Origin of the sequence: Bacillus bruguierae (assembly GCF_037104725.1) — a bacterium.
GTDB classification, from domain to species: Bacteria; Bacillota; Bacilli; order Bacillales; family Bacillaceae_G; genus Bacillus_A; species Bacillus_A bruguierae.
The window spans coordinates 112,556-136,575 of the sequence record NZ_JBAWSX010000002.1 but is presented as its reverse complement, the minus strand read 5'-3'; the positions used below and the strand labels follow the sequence as shown (position 1 = coordinate 136,575).

Genomic DNA, 24,020 nt, shown 5'->3' with positions numbered 1-24,020 from the left:
AATAACATGGCGAAAATTGGCGTAGAAAATACTTTAACAAACGTACAACAAGCATTACAGCAAAAGGGGCATGACGTAGTCTCATTGCAATCTGAAAGTGATGTACAAGGATGTGACTGCTGCGTTATCAGCGGTCAAGATTCTAACGTAGCGGGGATTAGTAATGCTGTGATAAAGGGATCTGTTATTGACGCAAGAGGATTAACAACCGATGAAATTTGTCAACAGGTCGAAAGTAGAATTCAATAAAGTAAAACTTTAATGAATAAGGAATTCTATCGAAAACTTCACTTTGCGATCCCATCACATGCTCGAAGATGGGAACTTCTTTCAGAAACACATTAAAAAAGGCTACCATTTATTAAAAAGTAGCCTTTTTTTCTATATTTAACTAACGGGAAAGTAACATATACTGGATGAAAGCCCTACCTCTCTTTCATCATTACGGCTCCAACGACCGCTCCTGATACACTAGTATGTGTATACAACTTACAAATACAATTCATCATATACGTGATCACTAAAGTTGTTGGCATCATCACCCGATCTTTAGCAAACCAGTGATTTGTATAAGTAAAGAATAACCAATATATACTAGCTGTAACCGAGACACGAAAATATATTTTATCTCACCATCATAATAATGTCAACATTTTTTCCAAAATAAAAACAGACTAACAAATGAGCCTGTTTGCTAAAACTGCGCTTTTTCCTTTAGTACGTACACAACAAATCCGCTCACTAACATACATAAACCGACAACAAAATTCTTGATGTTAATCATTTATACCTCTCCCTTGTTCTTTCATAAATCATAATTATCTATATATTTTCATTCACCTTATATTCGTATCGTTTTTAAGCACACTTCATCTACTATATCATAATTTCCTTAAAATGCAAGTGTCCTATTAAAGCTTATTTACCAATCTCTGCACGGCATTAGGCACTGTTTCCAATGCTTTTTCTACAAGGTGTGTACCACTATGTAAGTGCATTACTTGAACCCCTTTTGCCCCAACTACTAAAAATGCAACAGGATTAATGGAAACCCCAGCACCACTTCCACCTCCAAATGGATGTAAGCTCTGAGCCTCTGTTTTTTGTCCATTCACATTAAAATCACTTCCGCCTGCCCCAAAACCAAAGGCAACTTTGGAAACGGTTAAAATAATACTACCATCTGCTGTTGATACAGGCTTTCCGACAATCGTATTAGCATCCACCATTTCTTTTAAATTTGCCATTGCTGTTTTCATTAAGTTTTCAATTGGATGTTGCGTCATAGAAACCACCTCTTTTTCCTATTAATTCCTTTTTATCGTTTCCAAAAACGATAAAGACATACCAGTTTTTACAACCTAATAATTTTCGAAAGCAAATATTCCTTGTAGAACATTCTTCTCCCAAAAGTTACTTGAGCTAAAAGCACGGCTTACTGTCCGCGAATAATAGGATAAAAAAACAAAAGTAGCTCATACTAAACATGAAGCTCTTTATGAAAGGAGATATCACATTGACTGATAAACACGAAGAACGTTATAGAGAAAACGAAGATCATTTTGAAGAAGAATATGCAGCTGAAATTGCACCGAACGGTGTGCCTTACAATAACAAAGAACAAGTAACGACAAAAGCCGCAGGTGGTTCAACAACTGGATTTATCGCACTCGCTTTTGCCGTCTTATCTTTATTCACTTTTCCAATTCTCTTTGGACTTCTTTCTGTCCTACTCGGTATCTATGCCTATAACCGCGGCGCTACTGTTACAGGTGGAATTGCTGCAATCGTTGGCGGTTTAGCGGCAATTGTCGCATTAATATTCCGAGCGGCTCTTATCGGCTTATTTTTCTCTCTTTTTTAAACGCGAAGCTTCCATCGATCAGAATCTTACAGACAATTTTTCATCATGGAACATGATAAAAGGTATCTTGCCTCTTGCAAGATACCTTATCCTGTAAATACATCCTCAGCTGGATAGCGAATTTTTTGTTTTGCTGGCCGAGCAAGTGAAAATACAAGTGTTAGCGGTCCAATTAATCCGCAAAACATAACAAACATAATCACGCACTTTCCAAAAACTGATAATTTCGCTGTAATACCCATTGTTAATCCAACTGTTCCAAATGCTGAAATTGTTTCAAATAAAATTTCTATAAAACTAAAGTTTTCAGTAAGCATCAGTACAAATACTGCCACAAAAATTAAAAATTGACTGGCAATGACAATCGCTAAAGCTCTCGTCACTGTTGACATTTTAATTGTACGACGAAATAAAACCAAGTCTTCTTTTTTCTTGAAAAATGAAAGCACAGATGTAATTAAAATAACAAAAGTGGTAAGCTTAATACCGCCTCCAGTCGAAACACTTCCTGCTCCAATAAACATAAGCACCATCGTAAAGAACAGTGTTGACTCTCCCATACTTCCGTAATCAATTGTATTAAATCCAGCTGTACGCGGCGTAATTGCTTGGAAAAACGATGCCCACAACTTCTCACTTAATGATAAAGAACCTAATGTTTTTGCGTTATTATATTCTAATACAAATATAATAAGCATTGCAGCCACAATTAACACAATCGTACCAATAATCATGATTTTTGAATGCAATACTAGTTTTCGAAAACTGCGGCTATACCATATATCAATAAGTACGGTAAAACCTAAACCACCTGTTACAATTAACGAACAAATACCAATATTAATAATAGGATCTCCAACATATCTCGTTAAATTATCTGGCCATAAAGCAAATCCGGCATTATTATAAGCAGCCACGACATGAAACAAGCTGTAATATATTCCTTTTCCGAATCCGAATTCTGGAACAAAGCGAATAGATAAAAATACAACACCCACTAATTCAATACAAATTGAGAAGAAAAACACCCGTTTTACTAATTTTACAAGCCCACCAATGTTCGTTTGATTTAATGCTTCTCCAATAAGAAGGCGATGACGCAGCCCTATTTTTTTACCTAACACCCAAACTATTAAAATAGCAATTGTCATTAAACCTAAACCACCAGTTTGTATAAGAAACATAATGACAACTTGCCCAAATATTGTAAAGGTACTATTTACATCCACTACACCTAATCCAGTTACAGTCGCAGCTGATGTCGCTGTAAAAAAAGCATCTACCCAGCTAATTGACGTTTTTGTTGAAATTGGTAATTTCAATAATAGTCCCCCAACCATAATCAAAGCAAAAAAGCCAATTGCTAAAATTTGTGGTGGACTCAATCGTATAAAACGATCATTTAAGTCTCGTTTTTCTATTATTTTCATAGCACTAACTCCCTTAATCCGCCCTCCATAATATGTAACATAGTTGAGCATAATCTTTTTTCTTATGAATTTCAACATTTATTTCCATATAAAGTGAAACTTCCATCATTTGGGTCTTTTTTCATTCCCCAATGATGGTTAGCCCGCCCAATTGGGCTTTTACGGGATAAAAAATAGAAAATTCCTAATTCCTTCACTCCAAGTTCACATTGAATTCACATCAGTCTTTTATAGTATAAATATCGAAGCTGTTCCTCCCTAATAATGAGACATCCCCAATGTCTCGAACAGCTTTCTGTCCCTAACTTAAATTGACATAAATTGTCCCCCTTCCTAAGCCATCTTGAAATACAAAGATGGCTTTTTTTTATCTCACTACTTATATTCCCTCCTGATATATAAATCTATTTTAAATTTTTAACATATAAGTCGCTGCTATGCAGAATACAACATGACCGCTACTCACATGCTCCCTTTGTTTTAAACCTCGCATGTGGCAGGAAAAGGCCCTGACCGTTTCTATGCACGGCCAGATGTTCTCGTCCACCTCAAAAGAAAGAGGGTTTTCTGTCGATTTTTTAATTTGTATTTATATAGAAAAGAAGAAGTGAATATACTTCACTCCTTCCTTGATTTGCTTCCTTTTTTCGAACGATATTCTTTTCCTTTATTATCATCACCAGCAATAAACTCTGTACCAAATTCCTGTTGATATTGTCCGGCTTTAGGTGCCCCTTGATTCCCACTCCCTATACTACCATTACGATTTGTCATACAACTTCCTTCCCTTCTTTATCATAATATTGTTAGTATGCTTCGTTTCATTCAAAATACACATGAAAAGCCTTCGCTGAGTTGCGAAGGCTTTAACGATTCCCCAATGTAAAATACTGTAAAATACATAAAATGATTTATCCTAAATTAATTTATGCGAAATAGCGATCATAACCGTCATTTCCTCTTCAGATAAAGCAGAAAATCGTTCTTTCAAATACAGCTTGTTCTGTTTTTCCATCTCAGCTACTAACTCTTTTCCTTTATCAATAATCTCCAAATAGACGACACGGCGATCTGACGTACTACGCGAACGCGTTACAAGTCCTTTTTTTATTAATTTTTCTGCAACAGCCGTAATATGACTATTCGATACATTCAATTCATTCGCAACGCGGGAAACCATTTCCTTTTGGTTTCGATTTAAAATACGTAACACGAGAAATTCATTCCACGGAATATAATCCTCAAAAATTTTGTTCATATCATTACGGATTGTACGAAACATAGCAAAAAAATTTGTCGACAAATTCTCAATCAGCAACTCGCGATTGTTAACCATTTTATACAGCACCTCTATGTATTTAATATAGTTAAATAAAAATATTATGAACTATATTAACGTACTTTTTTCATTTTGTCATCCCTTTTATTTGGAAATTCATGTATCTTTTCTTCATCGTTTGGAAATAGATGATAAAGGTTGCTTTTAAAACATGCTGTACATTTAATCAGCGCGAAAACAGGGTGCCTAGAAGCACCCTGTTTTCATTTTATCCCGCTATTCGGCAGTAAAATCTCCACATAAACAAAAAGTGCTCCTTAACGAGCGGCATACACCTGTTTGATACGAACTTTCCAACGTTGAAAGCATACTCAATTCCCCTAAAAAATGGTACAATAAACCAAAAGTTAATCATCCCTAAAAATTAGGAGGTTTTAAATGAAAGAACAGGAAGAACGGTTTTCAAATTTAAATATAAAAGAAAAAATAATTGTAATTAGTAGTATCGGCCTACTTATTTTACTCGCATTTGCTTTTATCTTTTTTGTCTCTGTTGGCGTCTTTCATCTTACCGGAGTCGAATATACATCTCGAACAGCTCTTCTTCTCTTTTTTATATTAGTTACTGTTTTAGACCTCTTTGGTAGTTTTGGAATTAAGTTATGTACATTATTTTTTAGTTCCACATTAAACAGCATGCCAACATGGCTCTCTTTTCTCCTTCTTGCTATTTTACAAATTTCTTTTGATTGGATTACATTTCATATCGCAGATGAATGGATGAATGATGTTAATATTTCTAATACAGCAGAATTATTAATTGTGTTGTTCTTTTTTATACTCGATAAAATATGGATTACTGATAAAAAGAAAAAGTAATATTACAAGCTTTCTACAAAAAAACTTGATACAATATGAGAAAATATAGAAAGGAGTGTACTACATGACATTACGCCAATGGTTTGAAAAAGGAATGTCCTTTGATACATATGTAAATAATATGAAAGTAAACCAATACGAATTACTACACATTTACAATAACTTCTTAATTCCAAATGAACTTCTTCCAACTTTAGAGGCACGTCAAAATGACAACTTAAAGGTTATCGTTTTAACCGCAGATTGGTGCGGTGATGCCCTTCTTTGCGTACCAATTATGAAGCGTATTTGTGAAGTTGCTGGCATTAAGATGAGCTTACTCATTCGCGATGATCATTTAGAGTTGATGGATCAATATTTAACAAATGGGACAGCACGTGCAATTCCAATTTTTATTTTTACAGATCAAGATGGGAATGAAAAGGCAGTATGGGGACCTCGAGCACCAAAAGTACAAGAGTTAGTTACCTCTATGCGTGCAACACTTCCTAATAAGGAAGATCCAGGGTTCGAAGAAAAACAGCAAAATATGTATGCAGAATTCCGTAAAACATTAGCTTCTGACACATCAATTTGGGAACACGTCATGGAAAATATAATAGAAAAAATAGAAAAAATAGAAAAATAAAAAACTGCCAAATGGCAGTTTTTTCATTATAAAACAAAGAAATAAAACACCGCAGCAAGAATGAAACGATAATATGCAAATGGTGTTAATTTCACACGTGATAATAATTTTAAGAATGAAACAATCGCTAACATCGCAACTACAAATGCAGTAATAAATCCGCTCGCAAATAACGGAAGATCTGCTGCACTTAATTCACTCCAACTCTTAATTAAATCAAGACCTGTTGCCGCAATCATCATTGGTACCGCAAGAATAAATGTATATTCAGCAGCTGCTGTATGAGATACACGAGCTAATAACCCACCACTAATCGTAGACCCAGAACGTGAAAATCCTGGCCATAGCGCTAAACATTGAAACATCCCAATTGTGAATGCTTGTTTATATGTAATCTCGTCCAATGTTTTTGCTGTGCTTGGTTTTGAAAACTTCTCAGCGATAATCATTAAAATACCACCAGCAACTAAACTAATAACAACCGGTCCTGTCCCGAATAAAATCTCCTTGATTTTGCTATGAAATAAAAAACCAAGTAAACCTGCTGGAATCATTCCGATAATAATATGTAATAAGTTTAATGATGGCCCTTGTTTTACTCGTCCAATTCCAACTAATGACCATAATCGTTTCCAAAATACAACAACAACCGCTAAAATGGACCCTAATTGCACAACAACTTCAAATGTTTTTGCTTTATCTCCTTCAAATCCAATTAAATGCCCTGTTAGAATCATATGTCCTGTTGATGATACAGGTAAAAACTCCGTCAATCCTTCAACAGCACCCATGATTAATCCAATTAACCAATCAGCCACATTCGTGCCTCCTTAATACCTTATAATGCTTCATTCACACTTTATCATAATACCTCATCTTTACAAAACACGCATCGTTTTTTTCAAATTCACTCTCAATACATGGATACACATTACTTTTCTAAATTCTTATTCAATAGTATGATTAAAGCGGTTTGTTTGTATTTCAGAAAGGAGTATATATGAAAGAAACTACATCAATTTCACAAAAAATAAAACAATTTGTCTTATTATTTTTCCCCATATTCGTTACACAAATATCATTATTTTCCATGAGTTTTTTTGATACTACGATGTCAGGCCATGCGAGTGCTACTGATTTAGCTGGCGTTGCAATTGGAACAAGTATCTGGATTCCAATTAGTACAGGATTAACAGGTATTTTAATAGCGACCACTCCGATTGTCGCTCATCTTGTCGGTTCCAAACAAAAAGAAAAAGTGTCTCACGTTGTGACACAAGCTGTATATTTAGCGATTTTTGTCAGCTTTATCGTTATACTAATTGGTTTTTTTGCAGTTTCACCTATTTTACATGCCATGCATTTAGAACCACAAGTAGCACAGATTGCTAGTCAATTTTTAAACATTATCGCATTTGGTATCATTCCACTGTTCGTCTATACCGTACTTCGCGGTTTTATTGACGCCTTAGGAAAAACACGGACAACAATGATTATCACTTTACTATCTTTACCGATTAATATCATTTTGAACTATGTGCTCATTTTTGGTCATTTCGGTTTTCCTAAACTCGGAGGTGTTGGAGCTGCGATCGCCTCAACAACCACATATTGGTGTATTTTACTGATCACGATTATCATTGTTCGTACGAAAGAACCGTTCTCTTCCTATGGTGTCTTTCAATGTTTCTATCGCCTCTCTATATCTAGCTGGAAGGAATTATTAAAACTCGGGATACCTATTGGATTTGCTATCTTTTTTGAAACAAGTATTTTTGCTGCTGTTACGTTATTAATGAGTAATTTTAATACAACAACCATTGCTGCTCACCAGTCTGCAATAAATTTTGCGTCTCTTTTATATATGACACCACTCAGCCTATCTATGGCAATGACCATTTCTGTTGGATTTGAAGTCGGTGCATCCAGGTATAAAGATGCCAAGCACTATGGCTTTATAGGTATTGGATTGGCACTAGCTTTTGCATTTGTTTATTCGCTCTTACTATTTGTATTTGATGAAAATATCGCTTCTATTTATACAAATAACCCTGTTGTACACGACTTAACGAAACAATTTCTAGTGCTTGCGATTTTATTCCAATTTTCTGATGCCATTGCCACACCAGTACAAGGTGCACTTCGCGGTTATAAAGATGTAAATGTAGCTCTTATTATGACGCTCGTTGCCTATTGGGTCATAGGTCTGCCGCTCGGTTATATCCTTGCAACCTATACACCTTTGGCTGCAAAAGGATATTGGATTGGACTCATTTTAGGATTGGCTTTCGGGGCAATCTTTTTACTCGCTCGTCTATTGCAAGTACAGAAAAAATATATTGCAGTAAAAAGCCGCTAAATAGCGGCTTTTTAACATCTGAAAAATACCAAAAGAACACCTCCTTCTTTTTCGTCTCTCTACTTTTTGAATTCATTCATTTTTTGAGTACATTTATGATAATCTGTAATATTTAAAAAAAAGGATAGGATTCCTTATAAAAGAAAGCTATAATAGATTTGGATATATATACAAAGGAGATTAATTGAATATGAGGAAAATTATGATCGCACTACTATTATTCTTTTCTTCTATGCTTCCTATCAAAGCGGTCAACGCAGAGACAAATCAGCAAGATCATTTGCTAGTCGTCAATGTCGCGACAAATAAGATGGCATATTATGAAAAGGGTAAACTTATTAAAGAGTTTACAGTTGCTACCGGCAAAAGCAGTACAAAAACACCTTTAGGAAAGTACACGATTGTCAACAAAATTAAGAATCGACCATACTATAAAAGACACATTCCTGGCGGTGATCCACGTAATCCATTAGGCGATCGTTGGCTCGGTCTAGATGTAAATGGAACAAAAGGAACAACATATGCCATCCATGGAACCAATAACGCAAATGCTATTGGAAAATGGACAACACTTGGTTGTATTCGCATGTATAATGATGATGTACACTGGTTATTTGACCGCGTTCCTGTCAATACAAATGTAATCGTCACAAACAAATAAAACACAACATAATTCTTTTTTTGAAGAAAAAGTTCTTAATAAAGAACTTTTTCTTCTTTTGCAAGAACATCATTAATTCGTTATAAAGGGATATTTAAACATAGATTCCCTTCTCTTTTCAGACTTTCCCCTTCTTCATCATGATTTTCCTTATTTTTTAATTTATTCCGCTATTCGTGGGCAGTAATACCCCCACTGATTAAAGTTTCACTTTATATGTATAAGTTCTCATTCAATGCTTAGCATACTAAGTGTATATTTCTTTCTTATAGCGCGTAACCTATCAATACAGTGAAAGGAGTTGCAACAATGGACGAAACAGAAGAACAACAATCTCATCAAGAAGAGTTTGCACCGGAAATTTCACCTAGTTATCGTCAAGATGTACATCCCCCCTCTCGTTATTCGAACATGGCGTTTTTAGTAGGAATTGTCGTGTTTGCAGCTGTACTACTATTACTTATTACCTTCGTATATTTTAGATAAAGGACAGGAGGAATATATATGAATAACAACTCAGCAAATTCAAGCAAAAGAGTTTTAAAAACACAAAAGGGCTACGCCGGAGATTCTTTGAACAAACATAGGGCTATTGAAAATGCAAATCTTGATTTGAGTAAAAAGGAGATTGGTCAACAAAACGAGAATTTATAAAGCGAAACTCCCATCATAAAATGTATATAAATCGAATTGAAAGTCGACATAAAAACCACTTTCTTTTTAGGGATGACGTGAGCATCTGGCCATGCATAGAAACGGTCAGGGCCTTTTTCTACCACATGCAAGGTTTAAAACAAAAGGAGAAAGCGAGTTCAAGTCATGTTGTGTTCTACATAGCAGAAACTTGCATGTCGAAAAACCAAAATGCATTTATATAGAATAGCAAAAGAAGTCCCTAATTTAGGGATTTTCTTTTGTATGATTATTTAACGAAAGAGGCAAAAAAATGATAAACTATACGCACTACATTCAAAAAACACTCCCCGATTTACCTATTCACTCCTTTCATCAAGATGAAAGCGGCTGGGATAATGTCGCTATTATCGTAAACGATGATTGGTTATTTCGATTTCCTAGAAAAATTGAATATGCGAAAAAAATCCCTCGTGAAAAACAATTATACGAAGTACTACTTCCTATACTGCAAGCTGGGCAGATAGAAGTACCGAACTATCATATTCTATACGAAAACGAAGAAGATTCAATTCCTGTTTGCAGTTACTATAAAATGATTCATGGCAAACCATTCAAACCATCTTATTTACATAATCTCTCAATCAATGAAAAAGCGCACATTGCCGCGCAACTTGCATCATTTCTTGCTGCTTTACATACAGTTCCTACTACACTTGCAAAAGAATGGGGCTTTCAAGTTGAGAAAACTATTAAATATTGGAAGGAATTACATATAAAACTAAGAGATTATCTGTTTACCACATTTACAATAGAAGAAACTAATCGATTGCATACAATATTTCAAATATTTGTAGAGCAACTATATATAAACTCTTCCTTACAAACCGTTATTCATGCCGACTTAACACATAACCATATTCTATTTCATCCTGACAAAAAGCAAATTGCCGGCATCATTGATATAGGAGATGCACAAATTGGCGATCCCGCGTTTGATTTTGCTGGATTATACGCTGACTATGGGCATGACTTTACATTAGAAGTGTACAACAAATATACTGCTTTAACGAATAATAAGGATGCAACATTTTTTGAGCGAATTATCTCCTTTTATCAATATAGTCCTATACTCCATGACCTTGTATATGGTTTCGAAACAAATAATGAAAAAATAATTGAAACAAATAAACAACGATTGTTACATATTTTCAACAAATAAAAAGGTGCTTTGTTGCACCTTTTTATTTCATATTTGATATTCTCCTACACATGCTCTTCATTGCGCTCTCACCATTAAGAAAGATGATGTACAAACTCTTTCCCAAAACGAAGGCATGCTTCAACATCTTCATCTTCTGGCGTTAATTCCACTTTTAATCCTTCAAGTACAACTTTAGCTCCGCGTTCTTGTAATTTTTCAATTAAAATATCAACAGCTGCCCCGTATTTCGGATATGCAGAATCACAAGAACCAAACACTGCTGCTATTTTCCCTGTTAAATCCACTTTATCCATTTCATCATAGAAATCTAAGAAATCATCCGGTAAATCACCATCTCCCCACGTGTATGCACCTAGTACAATTCCATCATACTCTTCTAAAATAGACGCATCTAGTGATGACATTATATCGATTACTTCAATTTCTTTTTCCTCCTCGCGAATTGCCCCGGCAATATAATCTGCCATTTCCTCTGTATTTCCACTCATACTTGCAAAAATCATTACTAACTTACTCATTAAACTCTCTCCCTTTATTATGTATCTTATATATGTTTAGTGCTCTTACACAAAAATGATATTGATAATTATTATCATTTACAACACCACTAGATTAATTGATAATAATTATCAAAGTCAATATTTTTTTTAAAAATTAATGAAAAGATACAAGCTTGTCCGGGAGACATGCATATATTATAAATGAGCATAGTTCTTTCTTAACCCTCTCTAACGGAAAGAAATAGAAGCAACTGCGAATATCGCAGTTGCTCTTTTTTTATCCTAGAATATAAAGTGAAACTTTCCTCAGTAGTTGGGAATATTACTGCTCATTAATACGGGATAAAGTGAAACTTCCATTTACTTTAATCTTTCAATAGTTTCATTGCAGTTTGCAAGAATAATTGTGCACCGCGAATTAATGCTGTTTCATCTACATCAAACTTAGGATGATGATGCGGATAACATGTTTCTTTATTTCCATTCCCTGTTCCTAGCTTTACAAAACAACCTGGAGACTTTTGTAAATATGCAGAAAAATCCTCTCCCCCCATAGAAGGTGAAAGTGAGGTAATACTTTCTTTTCCAAACAATTTAATCGCACTATCTTCTACTATTTTTGTCACATACAAATCATTTATGACCGGATTATATCCATACCGATACGTATATGCGTACGTTGCATCATGTGCCGCTGTAATTCCTTTTACAATTTGTTCAATAACCCCTTCAGACTCTTGCCTTAAGCTATTCTCAAAGCAACGCACCGTTCCTACAATCGTTGCTGTCTCAGGAATAATATTATCGGCTGTTCCAGCGTGAAATTGCGTAACCGATACCACCCGTTGTTCAAATGCATCAGTCCGTCTTGAGACAAGATGCTGTAAATTTGTAATAATTTGTGCGCCAATTACAATAGGATCCACTGTTTGCTTTGGATGAGCAGCATGTCCTCCTCTTCCTTTAATTTCAATTGTAAATACATCAGGTGCTGCCATCATCGGTCCATAGGAAATTCCTATTTGCCCACTATCTAGTCCTGACATTACATGCAAACCAATAACATAATCTACGCCGTCCATAACGCCTGCCCTGACCATCTCTTGTCCTCCACCAGGGTATTGTTCTTCAGCGTGTTGAAACAAAAGACGAATTTCTCCCCCCCAGTCACCATCATATTTTGCTAAAGCTTCTGCTACACCTAGTAAAATTGCGGTATGTGCATCATGACCACAAGCATGCATAACTCCTGGTACAATTGATGCATACGGCTTCATTGTCTGTTCTTGAATTGGAAGTGCATCTATATCTGCTCGGATTGCAATAGTCTTACCAGGACCTTTTCCTTTTCGCTTTGCCATTACACTACATGCTGTTGGCCTCGTTAAGTCAAAATACGAAAAAGAATGTAATGTATCATATATAAACTGCGATGTATGCTTTTCCTGAAATGACAACTCAGGGTGCTGATGCAAATAGCGTCGCCACTTTCGAATATTTTCTTCAGAAAGATAACATAACCAATCTACTTGAGATGTTTTCATCCGCTTCAACTCCCTATTCTATTTCTAACAATCTTATTCCATCATTAATAACCGTATTCACTTGTTTAATAACAGTTTATGTACTATCTTAGTTAGAAGTAACATATTCTTGTCTCTTTCCATTGCAAAGGAATTACAATTTAATCTGGAATGTAATATAATTGTTAAGTTAGGGATTTTCTTTTTTAACATTTAGTGCTACTATCAGAAAAGAGCCTTTCCGTCTTGCATTTACCTAAAATGTGGAATTTTTGTGTTTTTCAAAGCGATGTAGGTTATGATACTTACATACGGATACTATTTCTATAGAGAGGGACAGACATGAAAACATTAAAAGAAATATGGTCTCAACCACTCACGCAATGGATTGCAAAAACTTGTTACTACCTTGCGATTTTATTTGCTTTACTATGGTTGTATGGATTCCAAGATACAAATACAAGTACATTTATTTACAATGAATTTTAGGGTGGGAGCGTTATGAAGTTATTAGAACAGATTGAAAAGTGGGCGCTTGAAACGCCTGACCAAAACGCCTTCGTTTGGCGAGATGCGAAAATTACGTACAAACAATTAAAAGAAGACTCTGATGCATTAGCACATTGGATTTCTTCTCAATATGAAGATGATCAATCACCAATTATGGTATACGGACATATGCAACCAGAAATGATCATCTGTTTCCTAGGGTGTGTCAAAGCTGGTCACGCATATATTCCAGTAGACGTATCAATTCCTGCTGATCGTGTATTGCGCATTGCGGAAAGTTCTGGTGCAAAGCTGCTGTTATCTCCAACTGATGTTACAATAGCTGATTTACCAGTTCACATTATTGATGGAAACAAATTAGAAGATATTCTTCATACTCATAAAGGAAATATCCCAAATCCTGAACATGCAGTAAATGATGAAGACAACTTCTACATCATTTACACATCGGGTAGTACGGGAAATCCAAAAGGTGTACAAATTACGTATAACTGTCTTGTAAGCTTTACAAAATGGGCGGTTGAAGACTTCAATTTACAAACAGGACAAGTCTTCTTAAACCAGGCGCCTTTCTCGTTTGACTTATCTGTTATGGACATTTATCCATCATTAGTAACTGGTGGTACACTATGGGCAATTGATAAAGATATGATTGCACGTCCAAAGGATTTATTTGCTTCTTTAGAACAATCAGATGTACAAGTTTGGACATCTACACCATCCTTTGCAGAAATGTGTTTAATGGAGCCATCTTTCTCAGAAGGTATGCTTCCAAATATGAAGACATTCTTATTCTGTGGTGAAGTATTATCTAATGATGTTGCAAAAAAACTGCTAGAGCGTTTCCCAAAAGCTACGATTATGAATACATATGGACCAACAGAAGCAACTGTTGCGGTGACTGGTATTCATGTAACAAATGAAGTAGTGGAGAAATATCAATCTCTTCCAGTCGGTTACTGCAAATCAGATTGCCGTATCATCATTATGAAAGAAGATGGCACAGTTGCAGCTGATGGTGAGAAGGGTGAAATCATCATTGTTGGTCCAAGTGTAAGTGTTGGATACTTAGGAAGCCCTGAATTAACAGAAAAAGCGTTCACTGTTATTGACGGCGAACGTGCTTATAAAACAGGTGACGCTGGTTATTTAGAAAATGGTCTTCTTTTCTATAACGGTCGTCTCGATTTCCAAATTAAGCTACATGGTTATCGTATGGAATTAGAAGAAATTGAACATCACCTTCGTTCTTGTTCATATGTGGAATCTGCTGTTGTACTTCCAATTAAAAAAGGTGAAAAATACGACTACTTATTAGCAGTTGTTGTTCCAGGTGAACATTCTTTTGAAAAAGAATTCAAATTAACATCTGCGATTAAAAAAGAACTCAATGAACGATTACCGAATTACATGATTCCACGAAAATTCATGTATCAATCTTCTATTCCAATGACACCAAATGGAAAAGTAGATCGTAAAAAATTATTGAGTGAGGTTACAGCATGACCCCATATGGATCATTTTATTTTTTCGCTATTGTAGCTATTTTACTTCTCCCAACAATTGTTGCCGGATTAAAAGGTAAAATGCTCCGCAAATACAATGCTGTTGCAACGCTTATTATACTAGCGATTATCTTTTCCGATAAACCTAAACAAGCGATTGCACTAGCAGCATTTGTCATTTGGCAATATATCCTGATTCGAGGATACTTAACATTAAGAAAGCGTGATAATAAAACAAGCACGTTTTATATAGCCATTACGTTATCAATTTTACCGTTGATTCTTGCAAAGATCGCACCGTTCATTCCAGATTTAAAACTCGTTTTTTTTCTTGGAATATCATTTGTAACGTTTAGAGCTACACAAATGGTTTTTGAAATTCGTGACGGTCTGATTAAAGAAGTATCATTCTTTAAGTTTTGGGAGTTCGTGTTGTTCTTCCCAGCGATTTCATCAGGACCGATTGATCGTTATCGACGGTTCCAAAAAGATATAGAGAAACCACCGAGCGCTGATGAATACAAAATGATGTTACATACAGGCTTAAACCGGATTTTCCAAGGTTTTCTCTATAAATTTATTATCGCTTATTTAATTAGCAAATATTTGTTAGATATACCGTTCATAAAACAAGATACATTTGCATCCGTTTTAACTTATATGTACGCGTATAGTTTCTATTTGTTCTTCGACTTTGCAGGCTATAGCGCATTTGTTATCGGTGTAAGTTACTTGATGGGCATTAAAACACCAGAAAACTTTAACAAACCATTTTTAAGTCGCAACATTAAAGATTTCTGGAATCGCTGGCACATGAGCTTGTCGTTCTGGTTCCGCGACTTCATTTATATGCGATTCGTCTTTTTTGCGACAAAGAAAAAGATTATAAAAAACCGATATACGATTTCCTATATCGGCGCATTTTTAAACTTTTTCATTATGGGAATTTGGCATATTACTGGCCAGCATATTTATCAATATATTGTGTATGGCCTATATCATGCTGCTTTGTTTATCTTGTTTGATATTTTTGAACGTCAAAATAAAAAACATAAGTTTTGGCCAAACAACAAGCTGACACACGTCCTTGCTATTGTAATTACGTTCCACTTTGTTTGTTTTGGTTTCTTAATTTTCTCAGGACATTTAAACAATTTAAACAGATTTTTTGGTTAATAACTGCTTTTCGTGTTAAACCGTTAAACAGTTACTCATAATAAACTTTTGGATATAAAGGAGAATATAAAATGGCTGAATTTAAAGATCAAGTATTAGATATTTTAGAGGAAGTATGTGAAAATGACATCGTTAAGGAAAATACAGATGTACAATTATTTGAAGAAGGAGTTCTTGATTCTTTCGGTACAGTATCGTTATTAGTAGAATTCCAAGAACGTTTAGGCATTGAAGTGTCTATTTCTGACTTTGATCGCGACGAGTGGGCAACACCAAACATGATTATTAAGAAACTGGAAGATATGCGATGAAAAAACCAACGTTTGGCCCGATGCTTCTAGCATTTGCTCTTTTTTGCGTGGTGTTATTTATTCCACCACGCTTCCTTTTACCACTTATCGGGGAGCAAAAGGTCGACGATGCCGCAACATCTTTAAAGAAAGAAATGTTTCAAGGCATTGCACTGCAACAAAAGATGCTAGACAATCCAAAATACCTTCCGATGTATGGTTCATCGGAATTTTCTCGATTGGATGTGTACCATCCATCGAACTACTTTAAAGTAAAAGATCAAGAATTTACACCGTTTCTTATCGGTCGCGGTGGAACACAAAGTCTTACTCATGTATTAAGTCTAGCTTCCTCAATGGATCAGTTAGAAAATCGCAAAATTGTCTTTGTCCTTTCACCACAATGGTTTGTAAAACAAGGTTTAGATGAAGTGCATTTTGCACCAAACTTTTCGTCGCAACAAGCGTACCATCTTATCTTTAACAATGACTTAAAGCCTGAGATGAAAAAACAAATTGCTGAGCGCTTATTAGAATATGAGATTGTTCGAAAAGATACACTCTTAAAAACTTCTTTAGAAGGAATTGTGTATGACGATACAAACCATAATATGAAAGCGGCGGCTGCAAAACCATTTGCATACGTATATCGTAATATTTTAGACCGCAAAGACATGGTTGCATCAATATTTGATATTAAACCGCAAAAAACACATTTAGATCCTGAATTAAAATCGCTTGCTTGGGAAGAAATTCGTAAGCGAGCAGAAAAAACTGGTGAAATAGAATCTAAAACAAATCCATTTGGCATTGAAGATCCATACTATAACAAAGGGATTAAGAAAAAATTAGAACGTCTAAAAGGTTATCGAGCAAATGAATCATTCAATGAATCACCAGAATATGACGATTTCCAATTAGTCTTAGACATTTTAAAACAAACGCATGCAAAACCATTATTTATTTCTGTTCCCGTTAATGGTCCATGGTACGATTATGCTGGATTCCCGAAAGAACGCCGTGATGTATACTATAAAAAAATAAATGAACAAATTGCCAAAGCTGGATTCCCAGTTGCAGACTTTTCAAGCCATGAATATGATAAGTATTTCTTAAAAGATACGATGCATTTAGGTTGGAAAGGCTGGGTATATGTCGACGAGGAACTTCAACAGTTTTATAAAAATAACTAAAAAGAACGCTTGAATTTTTCAAGCGTTCTTTTTTACTTATAGATCGTACTTTGTAATTTTGTTAATGTTTCCTTTGTCTCTTTAATCACTCGTATTATAATTTGCTGTGCCTCTTCTATTTGTGCTAAAGGTGAAGCTTGCCCTGCCCAAAGTGACATATACTCACCATTATTTTGTTTTACTGCTGCTTGGCGAATTTCTGTTGTTAATGCATTTTGAATTGGGTACGCAGGAAATTTCTCTTCTTTATTTTTCAATTGTTCGATAAAAGCATTTTGAATTCCTCTTGCATACTTACCTGAAAATGCACGTGTCATTGTCGTACTTTGGTCTGTACTCTTTATGATTGCTTCTTTATGTGCCTTATGAGCTGCACTTTCATAGCAAGTTAAAAATGCTGTGCCCATTTGTACTCCTTCTGCACCGAGTGCATAGGCTGCCACTACTCCACGGCCATCCATAATTCCACCTGCTGCAACAATTGGAATGTGAGGAATAGCGTCAACAAGCTGAGGAATCAGTGCAGTTGTTCCAATCATAGAATCTTGTTCTTTTCCTAGAAACGTTCCACGATGCCCTCCTGCCTCACTACCTTGTCCTACAATAATATCTACGCCTAAATGTGCCAATACTTTCCCTTCTGCCACATTTGTTGCCGTACCAATTATTTTTATCCCCTGTCTTTTTAACAACTCTATTTCTTCCTGTTTTGGTGTATCAAAAGTAAAACTAAAAACAGGTACATTCTCCTCTATAAGAACTTTCAGCTGTTCTTTATAGCTCTCCGGTAACTGTACCGTTTGCTTTACTGTTTCTAATTGCAATTGTTCCCGAATAGGTTGTAGTAAATGTTGTGCTTCTTCTACTTGTTTTTCATTCATTTGCATTTCTTTTGTAATAAACAAGTTCACCGCAAACGGTTTATCTGTTAACTGTCGAATCGCACGTACTGCGAAGCGAATTTGGTCAGAGCTCATATATCCTGCACCTAATGTACCTAATCCCCCGCTATTAGACACTGCAGCTACTAACTCTGGTGTTACAACTGTTCCTGCCATCCCGGCTTGAATAATAGGATATGTAATTTGTAGCTTTTCACATACTCGACTATAAAACATTTTTTTCTCTCCTTTCTCTTATAAATTCTTGCCCACCAAAACTATTTCCTTCTTTCCTCAATTATTGAAGACACATGAAATGAATATAGTGTAAGAAAGGAGGGAATTTGATGCAGTACCCTGAACCGTTACAATACGGAGATACCGTTATGATCATCGCTCCAGCAGGTCCGCCATCTATAGAGCACATTCTTCAAGCAAAACAAAAGTTCGAAGAGATGGGCTTATTCGTTATCATCGGAAGGAGTGTACAAGAAAAACGAGGCTATTTAGCTGGAGATGATACCGTTCGTCTTCATGACCTACACGAGGCTTTTACAAATCCATATGTAAAGGGTATTTTTTGTGCGAGGGGGGGATATGGGACTGGTCGCCTTCTACCTTCTATTAACTACGAACTCATTCGAGATAATCCGAAAATTTTCTGGGGCTATAGCGATATTACAGCTTTACACATCGCTTTTGGGCAATTTGCAAGGCTCGTTACTTTTCATGGTCCTATGATGGAGGAAGTTGGCAAGGGACTTGATACTCTCTCTTTTTCCTCATTCAAACAACTTTTTCATCCATACTCTATTATTCTCAAAGCAGCAGCATTTTTTCATTCCGTCAATTGTTGCATCACCGCTCCTCTTGTCGGAGGAAACTTAGCTGTAATTACAAGTACACTAGGTACACCGTACGAAATTGATACAAAAGATAAGTTATTATTATTGGAGGAAATTGGAGAAGAGCCTTATCGCGTTGATCGTATGTTAAATCAACTACGCTTAGGAAAGAAGTTTGAACAATGTGCCGGCGTTATCTTTACAAGTTGTCACAACTGTACATCTTCAAAATCATCTTTATCTATTTCTGAAATTCTATATGATTACATTGTCTCTTATAATATTCCACTTTTGTATGACTTACCAATTGGTCATATACAACCAAATATAGGATTTCCTCTAGGTGTCCCTGCTACAATAAATGGAAGACAAAAAACACTTTCCATTTATTCCGGTATCCACTGATTCGCTTATAATATAGAGCACGATTTCTTCTTATATTTACAATTAGTTCAAACAAGCTAACTTTTACAATAGTTATGCCTCAGCGCTCATAGAAACGGTCACTGCCTTTTCGCAAAGTTTAAAACAAAGGGAGAACACAGGTGAAGGTCCTGGTGTATTCTGCATATCAGGGATTTATTATCTCGCATGAACCACCCAATTCTTTCAAATGACCTTCATTGTGGAATGAACAAATACTGATAGAAGTTTCACTTCATCTGTTAGAGTTATAGACAAAAGAGAAGCGATATGCTTCTCTTTTGTCTATACATTTATTTTTTCTTATTCTTCTTGTTATTACTATTGTTTTTATTATTTTTATTGTTATTCTTACTGTTATTTTTATTTGAGTTATTATTCTTTCCCATCTCTACCATCCCCTTCTTGGTCAAGCTACTATACTATATGACCCATAGGGAAAATGGTAACGGCACCTTATTGATAGTAATTAAAAATTCTTCCTGAAGAAATATCAGCAATTTCTGGAGGTGTAAATGTTTTATCAAGATCTGTGCCAATATTTAAGACTGCTGTTGCTTCCGCATCAATGCTATCAAATAACTCTTTTCCACGAATCGTAATGACAGGTACATCTTCAGGCAGTACGGCTTGTAAAAATTCAAGCTGTGTAAAAAATGGTAAAATCCATCTTCCTTCCCCCTGAAAATAGCGTAAATGCACTGTTCCTTGTGGATCTCCTTCTTTTATATCAACTGTTCCTGCAACATAAACGTATGTTGTTAATAACGTTTCATAAAATTCTTTTTGCTTGTTTTTATCTTCATCAGCTAATGCTAATAATATTTCTAGTTTTTTTATTGGAATATGTGCCATAAGCCGCCACCCTGCTTTCAAAATTATTGTAATGTAATTATACAAAATATTCTCATTTTTTTCTATAAAATTATTTTTTACTATAACATCAACAATGATATTTCTGTCTGTAATTGAAACATTGGGCAACGGTTTCTCACATTGTCTCATCAGAAACGGCATTACCAACTGATATTGAACATGTCTTTCCTGAATACATTTTTTTGTTAATTTTATTCAAAAAACACGTAAAAACCTCTTACAAAAGGCATAAAAATGTTTTATTATGTATTAAAATACAAAAATAAGAAAGGAGTACCACAGTGAAAATTTGGTTTTATGAAAAAACAAAAACCACGGACGATTTGCTTGGTATTTGGGATAATGTTCCAACTATTCCGCGAATTGGCGAGAAAGTAGAAATTTTAAAGAAAATACGCACTGTAACAGACATTAAATATATAAAAAACGGTAATAACTTTCATGTTGAAATTCTTATTTCTTAAAGAAAAAAGGCTCTCCATTTTTCTTTAGGAGAGCTTTTCTCTTTCATCTGCTTTTTTAATCACAACTGTATCATTAACTAATTCCACTTTTACATAATCACGTTCTTCTAAACCTAAATGATTAACTGCTTCATCCGGTAATTCAACAGCCATGTAGCGCTCTGTGAATACCACTTGACTATATATAGCTTGCTGTGCAATCAAATCAGCTTGTTTTTCTTCTTGAATGATTCGTAATGATGGCAGTCCAACTTCTTTTACGGTGCGCCAATTACGACGAATAAAGGGAACAAGCCATAATAAACTAATAATGATAATAGCAAGACCAACCCATAAATTGCTCTGCGCTTGCAAATCAGCAATTTTTACTGGTTCTTGTGCGCTGCCATCGGTAAATTGAATAATGCTAACGACAATATTATTTAAAGCGTGCACGATAATATTTGTCCATAAGCTTTTCGTCTTAATGTATAAAAGGCACATAACAACACCAAATAAAAATGCACCAATCACATCAACATGACCGAATCCAAAAATAAGTGAAGAAACGATAATAGCACGTTTCACACCCCACTTGTACGCCATTCGATTTAAGAAAAAGCCCCGAAAGATTACTTCTTCCATAATTGGAGCAAATATACAAGCTGAAATGACACTTAAAATCTTTGTAAAAGTAGTACTCATATCAATAGCATTTCCACCACTTAACAAATCAACAAGAAAGTTAGGAATCAGCTGAGCTAATATGTAAAATTGAATAAAAGATATACCGAATGAAAAAATCATTCCCATAGCCGTAGCCATTAAAATGAGTTGCCATGGAATAGATGATGGTTTATCAAAAAAGCTTGTAAATACTGCATTATGTTTTTTCATCTTATAAAACAACCAAAGTAATGGAAAAATAAAGAAAACTAAAGTGTCTGATAAAAATTCGACTGAAGTACTTTCACCACCTATCATCCCTAATGGAACATATGCAATGAATGTGCCTAAAATCATCCATCCAAAAAAACTTCGAAGCCGAATTCGTGAAAATGCAAGATTAATAGAAAACACCTCCAACATGATATATTTATATTATAGTATCAATATGCTGTAATTTCTTCCTTTATTTATCAACTTAGCTCTGTATAACCCTACAACTCCCCAAAATAAATCCCCGCTTAAGCGAGGATTTATTTTTTATAAAACATCTCGTTTTTGGAACAATGCACTAGAAGCAACAAGTAAAACAGCAAAATGAGCTAACACAAATAACAAGGAAGTTGTAAAGCTAAACTCTGAAAATATTGGTTTGGCCCCCTGACTCAGCAACTCATTACTATCATACATATTTAAATTCAAGTGGAACATTACAACATATTTTGCTATACCTTGGCCAAATTGAAATATTAGCATTTTTAACATTGACTCTAGGAAAAAGAAAAATAGCGTAATAACTAATGGTAAAACTGATTTTCTAAAAATATTAGCTAGTAAAAATGCAACTGTTGGATAAAACAATATCGGTAAAATGTTATACGCAAAACGTTTTAATAAAATTGCAAAAGTTATCATTCCGGTGTCCCCGCCAAATGCAATAAGACCAATTAACATGGCTGTAAGTAAAGAAACAATACATACCAATAATATAGCTAAGAGAACTGTAATATACTTTGAAAATAATATCATAACTCGTTTTCTTGGTCGAATTAATAATTGTTTAATTGTTCCTTTTTGAAATTCCTCTGTAATTGTGCGGGAAGCTAGCGTAATTCCAAAGATTGTTGCAAATGTAGCAATCATACCGATATTTTGCTCCGCGAACATCATAAATCCTTCGATTTTCAATTCAGGTGGGGCCCATTTTTTGAGAATAACTGCTTCTGCTATTTCTAATACTGCTAGCACGACTAACAAAATATACATACTCTTTTTCGCATGTAACTTTAAAAATTCATTTTGGATTAATTTCATCATTATGCTTTCACTCCCCCTGTAACTGCTAAGAATTCATCTTCTAATGATTTATTTTGAACTGTTACACTGTACACAAGAACATCAGCATACACTAAATTTTTCACAAGCTGCGGAATTTCCTCTTTTATAACAGACACAATAATTTTCTTTTCTTGTACGGTTCCTTTTAGCAGTTCATTCGCTTTCTCTACTTGATCCACTTCAAACGCTACCGTAATTTTCCCGTCTCCTTTTACCTGCTCATGTAAACTGTACTCTTGCACAAATTGTCCATTCTGAATAATAACGACACGATCACACATTAGCTCTATCTCACTTAATAAGTGGCTTGATACAATGACTGCAATGTTTTCTTCTTTTGCTAAACGCTGTAAGTAATCGCGAATTTGACGAATTCCTGCTGGATCTAAACCATTTGTCGGCTCATCTAAAATTAAGATTTTGGGATTATGTAATAGCGCTTGTGCAATCCCTAATCGTTGTTTCATACCAAGAGAATATGTTTTTACCTTTTTATGAATCGCATATTCTAATTCAACAAGCTTTACAATTTCAGCAATTCTTTCTATAGAGATCGATGTTACTGCCATATTCGCAAAGTGCTTTAAATTTTGCATTCCTGTCATATATTCATATAGTTCAGGGTTCTCTACAATCGCTCCAATATACTCTAATGCTTTCTCACGCTTAGTACGTATACTGTGACTACAAATTGTAATATCGCCTTCTGTTACTGAAATCAGCCCTGTCATCATCCGAATTGTCGTCGTCTTCCCGCTCCCGTTTGGTCCAAGGAAACCGTACACTTCCCCTTCCTGTACTTCAAACGAAAGACCACGAATAATTTCAGCACTGCCTATTTTTTTATGAACATTTTCTAATTTCACTACTACATTTCCCAATGCCTATTCCTC

General features: G+C 35.1%; 29 protein-coding genes. 16 read left to right on the top strand and 13 right to left on the bottom strand.

Going from position 1 to position 24,020, the window contains the following annotated elements; all coding sequences use genetic code 11:
* Window positions 1-6: 6 nt before the first annotated feature.
* Window positions 7-249, top strand: a complete 243-nt coding sequence (locus tag WAZ07_RS04850; RefSeq protein WP_139207656.1) for a YkuS family protein — start codon at window positions 7-9, stop codon at window positions 247-249.
* A 445-nt stretch (window positions 250-694) separates the two neighbouring features.
* On the opposite strand, the gene WAZ07_RS04845 is transcribed toward WAZ07_RS04850, so the two are convergent.
* Both WAZ07_RS04845 and ytfJ read right to left on the bottom strand, forming a co-directional pair.
* On the bottom strand, window positions 695-784 hold the full coding sequence (locus WAZ07_RS04845; RefSeq protein WP_020063024.1) for a hypothetical protein: 90 nt from the start codon (window positions 782-784) through the stop codon (window positions 695-697).
* 127 nt (window positions 785-911) lie between these two features.
* Complete coding sequence (gene ytfJ / locus WAZ07_RS04840) at window positions 912-1,286, bottom strand: GerW family sporulation protein (RefSeq protein ID WP_336471541.1); 375 nt, start codon at window positions 1,284-1,286, stop codon at window positions 912-914.
* A 212-nt stretch (window positions 1,287-1,498) separates the two neighbouring features.
* Here ytfJ and WAZ07_RS04835 point away from each other — a divergent pair, with 212 nt between their 5' ends.
* Window positions 1,499-1,864, top strand: a complete 366-nt coding sequence (locus WAZ07_RS04835) for an imidazole glycerol phosphate synthase (protein WP_336471540.1) — start codon at window positions 1,499-1,501, stop codon at window positions 1,862-1,864.
* Between the two features lie 86 nt (window positions 1,865-1,950).
* Here WAZ07_RS04835 and WAZ07_RS04830 read toward each other — a convergent pair whose 3' ends face one another.
* The 3 genes from WAZ07_RS04830 to WAZ07_RS04820 form a co-directional block, all read right to left on the bottom strand.
* The gene (locus WAZ07_RS04830; RefSeq protein ID WP_336471539.1) at window positions 1,951-3,294 is read right to left on the bottom strand and encodes a TrkH family potassium uptake protein; all 1,344 of its coding nucleotides are present in this window, start codon (window positions 3,292-3,294) and stop codon (window positions 1,951-1,953) included.
* A 618-nt stretch (window positions 3,295-3,912) separates the two neighbouring features.
* Window positions 3,913-4,068, bottom strand: coding sequence for an imidazoleglycerol-phosphate dehydratase (locus WAZ07_RS04825; RefSeq protein WP_336471538.1), 156 nt, complete (start codon window positions 4,066-4,068; stop codon window positions 3,913-3,915).
* Window positions 4,069-4,210: 142 nt separating this feature from the next.
* Window positions 4,211-4,630 carry a MarR family winged helix-turn-helix transcriptional regulator gene (locus WAZ07_RS04820; protein WP_336471537.1) on the bottom strand — a complete coding sequence of 140 codons (420 nt, stop codon included), beginning with the start codon at window positions 4,628-4,630 and terminating at the stop codon, window positions 4,211-4,213.
* A 381-nt stretch (window positions 4,631-5,011) separates the two neighbouring features.
* On the opposite strand from WAZ07_RS04820, the gene WAZ07_RS04815 reads away from it, so the two are divergent.
* Window positions 5,012-5,452, top strand: coding sequence for a YrvL family regulatory protein (locus tag WAZ07_RS04815; protein ID WP_336471536.1), 441 nt, complete (start codon window positions 5,012-5,014; stop codon window positions 5,450-5,452).
* Window positions 5,453-5,516: 64 nt separating this feature from the next.
* A complete protein-coding gene (locus WAZ07_RS04810) occupies window positions 5,517-6,080 on the top strand; it encodes a thioredoxin family protein (RefSeq protein ID WP_336471535.1) in 564 nt (187 codons plus the stop codon).
* A 26-nt stretch (window positions 6,081-6,106) separates the two neighbouring features.
* Here WAZ07_RS04810 and bacA read toward each other — a convergent pair whose 3' ends face one another.
* Window positions 6,107-6,898 (bottom strand): undecaprenyl-diphosphate phosphatase, encoded by a 792-nt coding sequence (gene bacA / locus WAZ07_RS04805; protein WP_090915356.1) that lies wholly within the window; start codon window positions 6,896-6,898, stop codon window positions 6,107-6,109.
* Between the two features lie 182 nt (window positions 6,899-7,080).
* Here bacA and WAZ07_RS04800 point away from each other — a divergent pair, with 182 nt between their 5' ends.
* The 5 genes from WAZ07_RS04800 (at window position 7,081) to WAZ07_RS04780 (ending at window position 10,955) form a co-directional block, all read left to right on the top strand.
* On the top strand, window positions 7,081-8,439 hold the full coding sequence (locus WAZ07_RS04800; protein WP_336471534.1) for an MATE family efflux transporter: 1,359 nt from the start codon (window positions 7,081-7,083) through the stop codon (window positions 8,437-8,439).
* Between the two features lie 190 nt (window positions 8,440-8,629).
* A complete protein-coding gene (locus WAZ07_RS04795) occupies window positions 8,630-9,100 on the top strand; it encodes a L,D-transpeptidase (RefSeq protein WP_336471533.1) in 471 nt (156 codons plus the stop codon).
* Between the two features lie 309 nt (window positions 9,101-9,409).
* On the top strand, window positions 9,410-9,586 hold the full coding sequence (locus tag WAZ07_RS04790) for a 2-isopropylmalate synthase (protein WP_090915351.1): 177 nt from the start codon (window positions 9,410-9,412) through the stop codon (window positions 9,584-9,586).
* A gap of 18 nt (window positions 9,587-9,604) precedes the next feature.
* Window positions 9,605-9,754, top strand: coding sequence for a hypothetical protein (locus tag WAZ07_RS04785; RefSeq protein ID WP_090915349.1), 150 nt, complete (start codon window positions 9,605-9,607; stop codon window positions 9,752-9,754).
* Between the two features lie 292 nt (window positions 9,755-10,046).
* Entirely contained in the window at window positions 10,047-10,955 is a 909-nt protein-coding gene (locus WAZ07_RS04780; RefSeq protein ID WP_336471532.1) for a phosphotransferase family protein, read from the top strand.
* A gap of 74 nt (window positions 10,956-11,029) precedes the next feature.
* On the opposite strand, the gene WAZ07_RS04775 is transcribed toward WAZ07_RS04780, so the two are convergent.
* Complete coding sequence (locus tag WAZ07_RS04775; protein WP_336471531.1) at window positions 11,030-11,476, bottom strand: flavodoxin; 447 nt, start codon at window positions 11,474-11,476, stop codon at window positions 11,030-11,032.
* Between the two features lie 347 nt (window positions 11,477-11,823).
* Entirely contained in the window at window positions 11,824-13,002 is a 1,179-nt protein-coding gene (locus WAZ07_RS04770; protein ID WP_336471530.1) for a M20 metallopeptidase family protein, read from the bottom strand.
* Window positions 13,003-13,323: 321 nt separating this feature from the next.
* Here WAZ07_RS04770 and WAZ07_RS04765 point away from each other — a divergent pair, with 321 nt between their 5' ends.
* The 5 genes from WAZ07_RS04765 (at window position 13,324) to dltD (ending at window position 17,655) form a co-directional block, all read left to right on the top strand.
* Complete coding sequence (locus WAZ07_RS04765; protein WP_090915341.1) at window positions 13,324-13,470, top strand: teichoic acid D-Ala incorporation-associated protein DltX; 147 nt, start codon at window positions 13,324-13,326, stop codon at window positions 13,468-13,470.
* Window positions 13,471-13,482: 12 nt separating this feature from the next.
* The gene (gene dltA / locus WAZ07_RS04760) at window positions 13,483-14,997 is read left to right on the top strand and encodes a D-alanine--poly(phosphoribitol) ligase subunit DltA (RefSeq protein ID WP_336471529.1); all 1,515 of its coding nucleotides are present in this window, start codon (window positions 13,483-13,485) and stop codon (window positions 14,995-14,997) included.
* Window positions 14,994-16,172 (top strand): D-alanyl-lipoteichoic acid biosynthesis protein DltB, encoded by a 1,179-nt coding sequence (dltB, locus tag WAZ07_RS04755; RefSeq protein WP_336471528.1) that lies wholly within the window; start codon window positions 14,994-14,996, stop codon window positions 16,170-16,172. Before dltA ends, dltB begins: the two co-directional genes overlap by 4 nt.
* A 71-nt stretch (window positions 16,173-16,243) precedes the next feature.
* Entirely contained in the window at window positions 16,244-16,483 is a 240-nt protein-coding gene (gene dltC, locus WAZ07_RS04750) for a D-alanine--poly(phosphoribitol) ligase subunit DltC (RefSeq protein ID WP_336471527.1), read from the top strand.
* Window positions 16,480-17,655, top strand: a complete 1,176-nt coding sequence (dltD, locus tag WAZ07_RS04745) for a D-alanyl-lipoteichoic acid biosynthesis protein DltD (protein WP_336471526.1) — start codon at window positions 16,480-16,482, stop codon at window positions 17,653-17,655. The genes dltC and dltD overlap by 4 nt, the downstream gene beginning before the upstream one ends.
* 32 nt (window positions 17,656-17,687) lie before the next feature.
* On the opposite strand, the gene WAZ07_RS04740 is transcribed toward dltD, so the two are convergent.
* Window positions 17,688-18,773, bottom strand: a complete 1,086-nt coding sequence (locus WAZ07_RS04740) for an NAD(P)H-dependent flavin oxidoreductase (RefSeq protein WP_336471525.1) — start codon at window positions 18,771-18,773, stop codon at window positions 17,688-17,690.
* A gap of 110 nt (window positions 18,774-18,883) precedes the next feature.
* On the opposite strand from WAZ07_RS04740, the gene WAZ07_RS04735 reads away from it, so the two are divergent.
* Entirely contained in the window at window positions 18,884-19,786 is a 903-nt protein-coding gene (locus WAZ07_RS04735; RefSeq protein WP_336471524.1) for a S66 peptidase family protein, read from the top strand.
* A gap of 474 nt (window positions 19,787-20,260) precedes the next feature.
* On the opposite strand, the gene WAZ07_RS04730 is transcribed toward WAZ07_RS04735, so the two are convergent.
* Window positions 20,261-20,659, bottom strand: a complete 399-nt coding sequence (locus WAZ07_RS04730; RefSeq protein WP_336471523.1) for an SseB family protein — start codon at window positions 20,657-20,659, stop codon at window positions 20,261-20,263.
* Window positions 20,660-20,961: 302 nt separating this feature from the next.
* Between WAZ07_RS04730 and WAZ07_RS04725 the strand changes: the two genes are divergently transcribed.
* Window positions 20,962-21,144: a DUF3913 family protein gene (locus tag WAZ07_RS04725; RefSeq protein ID WP_090915328.1), complete on the top strand. Its 183-nt coding sequence runs from the start codon at window positions 20,962-20,964 to the stop codon at window positions 21,142-21,144.
* A 24-nt stretch (window positions 21,145-21,168) separates the two neighbouring features.
* Here the strand turns inward: WAZ07_RS04725 and WAZ07_RS04720 are convergent, their stop codons facing one another.
* The 3 genes from WAZ07_RS04720 to WAZ07_RS04710 all read right to left on the bottom strand — a co-directional run bounded on the left by WAZ07_RS04720 (window position 21,169) and on the right by WAZ07_RS04710 (window position 24,008).
* Window positions 21,169-22,194 carry a type II CAAX endopeptidase family protein gene (locus tag WAZ07_RS04720; RefSeq protein ID WP_336471803.1) on the bottom strand — a complete coding sequence of 342 codons (1,026 nt, stop codon included), beginning with the start codon at window positions 22,192-22,194 and terminating at the stop codon, window positions 21,169-21,171.
* Window positions 22,195-22,329: 135 nt separating this feature from the next.
* Window positions 22,330-23,106, bottom strand: a complete 777-nt coding sequence (locus WAZ07_RS04715; RefSeq protein WP_336471522.1) for an ABC transporter permease — start codon at window positions 23,104-23,106, stop codon at window positions 22,330-22,332.
* Entirely contained in the window at window positions 23,106-24,008 is a 903-nt protein-coding gene (locus tag WAZ07_RS04710) for an ABC transporter ATP-binding protein (protein WP_336471521.1), read from the bottom strand. The genes WAZ07_RS04715 and WAZ07_RS04710 overlap by 1 nt, the downstream gene beginning before the upstream one ends.
* Window positions 24,009-24,020 lie beyond the last annotated feature (12 nt).

Excerpts from the sequence above, each read along its gene's own strand:
- WAZ07_RS04780 (WP_336471532.1), top strand. The coding sequence starts at position 10,047 with ATGATAAACTATACGCACTACATTCAAAAAACACTCCCCGATTTACCT.
- WAZ07_RS04795 (WP_336471533.1), top strand. The coding sequence starts at position 8,630 with ATGAGGAAAATTATGATCGCACTACTATTATTCTTTTCTTCTATGCTT.
- dltD (WP_336471526.1), top strand. The coding sequence starts at position 16,480 with ATGAAAAAACCAACGTTTGGCCCGATGCTTCTAGCATTTGCTCTTTTT.
- WAZ07_RS04740 (WP_336471525.1), bottom strand. The coding sequence starts at position 18,773 with ATGTTTTATAGTCGAGTATGTGAAAAGCTACAAATTACATATCCTATT.
- WAZ07_RS04735 (WP_336471524.1), top strand. The coding sequence starts at position 18,884 with ATGCAGTACCCTGAACCGTTACAATACGGAGATACCGTTATGATCATC.
- dltC (WP_336471527.1), top strand. The coding sequence starts at position 16,244 with ATGGCTGAATTTAAAGATCAAGTATTAGATATTTTAGAGGAAGTATGT.
- WAZ07_RS04835 (WP_336471540.1), top strand. The coding sequence starts at position 1,499 with ATGAAAGGAGATATCACATTGACTGATAAACACGAAGAACGTTATAGA.
- WAZ07_RS04730 (WP_336471523.1), bottom strand. The coding sequence starts at position 20,659 with ATGGCACATATTCCAATAAAAAAACTAGAAATATTATTAGCATTAGCT.
- WAZ07_RS04765 (WP_090915341.1), top strand. The coding sequence starts at position 13,324 with ATGAAAACATTAAAAGAAATATGGTCTCAACCACTCACGCAATGGATT.
- WAZ07_RS04715 (WP_336471522.1), bottom strand. The coding sequence starts at position 23,106 with ATGATGAAATTAATCCAAAATGAATTTTTAAAGTTACATGCGAAAAAG.
- WAZ07_RS04790 (WP_090915351.1), top strand. The coding sequence starts at position 9,410 with ATGGACGAAACAGAAGAACAACAATCTCATCAAGAAGAGTTTGCACCG.
- WAZ07_RS04815 (WP_336471536.1), top strand. The coding sequence starts at position 5,012 with ATGAAAGAACAGGAAGAACGGTTTTCAAATTTAAATATAAAAGAAAAA.
- WAZ07_RS04810 (WP_336471535.1), top strand. The coding sequence starts at position 5,517 with ATGACATTACGCCAATGGTTTGAAAAAGGAATGTCCTTTGATACATAT.
- WAZ07_RS04820 (WP_336471537.1), bottom strand. The coding sequence starts at position 4,630 with ATGGTTAACAATCGCGAGTTGCTGATTGAGAATTTGTCGACAAATTTT.
- WAZ07_RS04775 (WP_336471531.1), bottom strand. The coding sequence starts at position 11,476 with ATGAGTAAGTTAGTAATGATTTTTGCAAGTATGAGTGGAAATACAGAG.
- WAZ07_RS04830 (WP_336471539.1), bottom strand. The coding sequence starts at position 3,294 with ATGAAAATAATAGAAAAACGAGACTTAAATGATCGTTTTATACGATTG.
- dltA (WP_336471529.1), top strand. The coding sequence starts at position 13,483 with ATGAAGTTATTAGAACAGATTGAAAAGTGGGCGCTTGAAACGCCTGAC.
- dltB (WP_336471528.1), top strand. The coding sequence starts at position 14,994 with ATGACCCCATATGGATCATTTTATTTTTTCGCTATTGTAGCTATTTTA.
- ytfJ (WP_336471541.1), bottom strand. The coding sequence starts at position 1,286 with ATGACGCAACATCCAATTGAAAACTTAATGAAAACAGCAATGGCAAAT.
- WAZ07_RS04770 (WP_336471530.1), bottom strand. The coding sequence starts at position 13,002 with ATGAAAACATCTCAAGTAGATTGGTTATGTTATCTTTCTGAAGAAAAT.
- WAZ07_RS04785 (WP_090915349.1), top strand. The coding sequence starts at position 9,605 with ATGAATAACAACTCAGCAAATTCAAGCAAAAGAGTTTTAAAAACACAA.
- WAZ07_RS04850 (WP_139207656.1), top strand. The coding sequence starts at position 7 with ATGGCGAAAATTGGCGTAGAAAATACTTTAACAAACGTACAACAAGCA.
- WAZ07_RS04800 (WP_336471534.1), top strand. The coding sequence starts at position 7,081 with ATGAAAGAAACTACATCAATTTCACAAAAAATAAAACAATTTGTCTTA.
- WAZ07_RS04825 (WP_336471538.1), bottom strand. The coding sequence starts at position 4,068 with ATGACAAATCGTAATGGTAGTATAGGGAGTGGGAATCAAGGGGCACCT.
- WAZ07_RS04845 (WP_020063024.1), bottom strand. The coding sequence starts at position 784 with ATGATTAACATCAAGAATTTTGTTGTCGGTTTATGTATGTTAGTGAGC.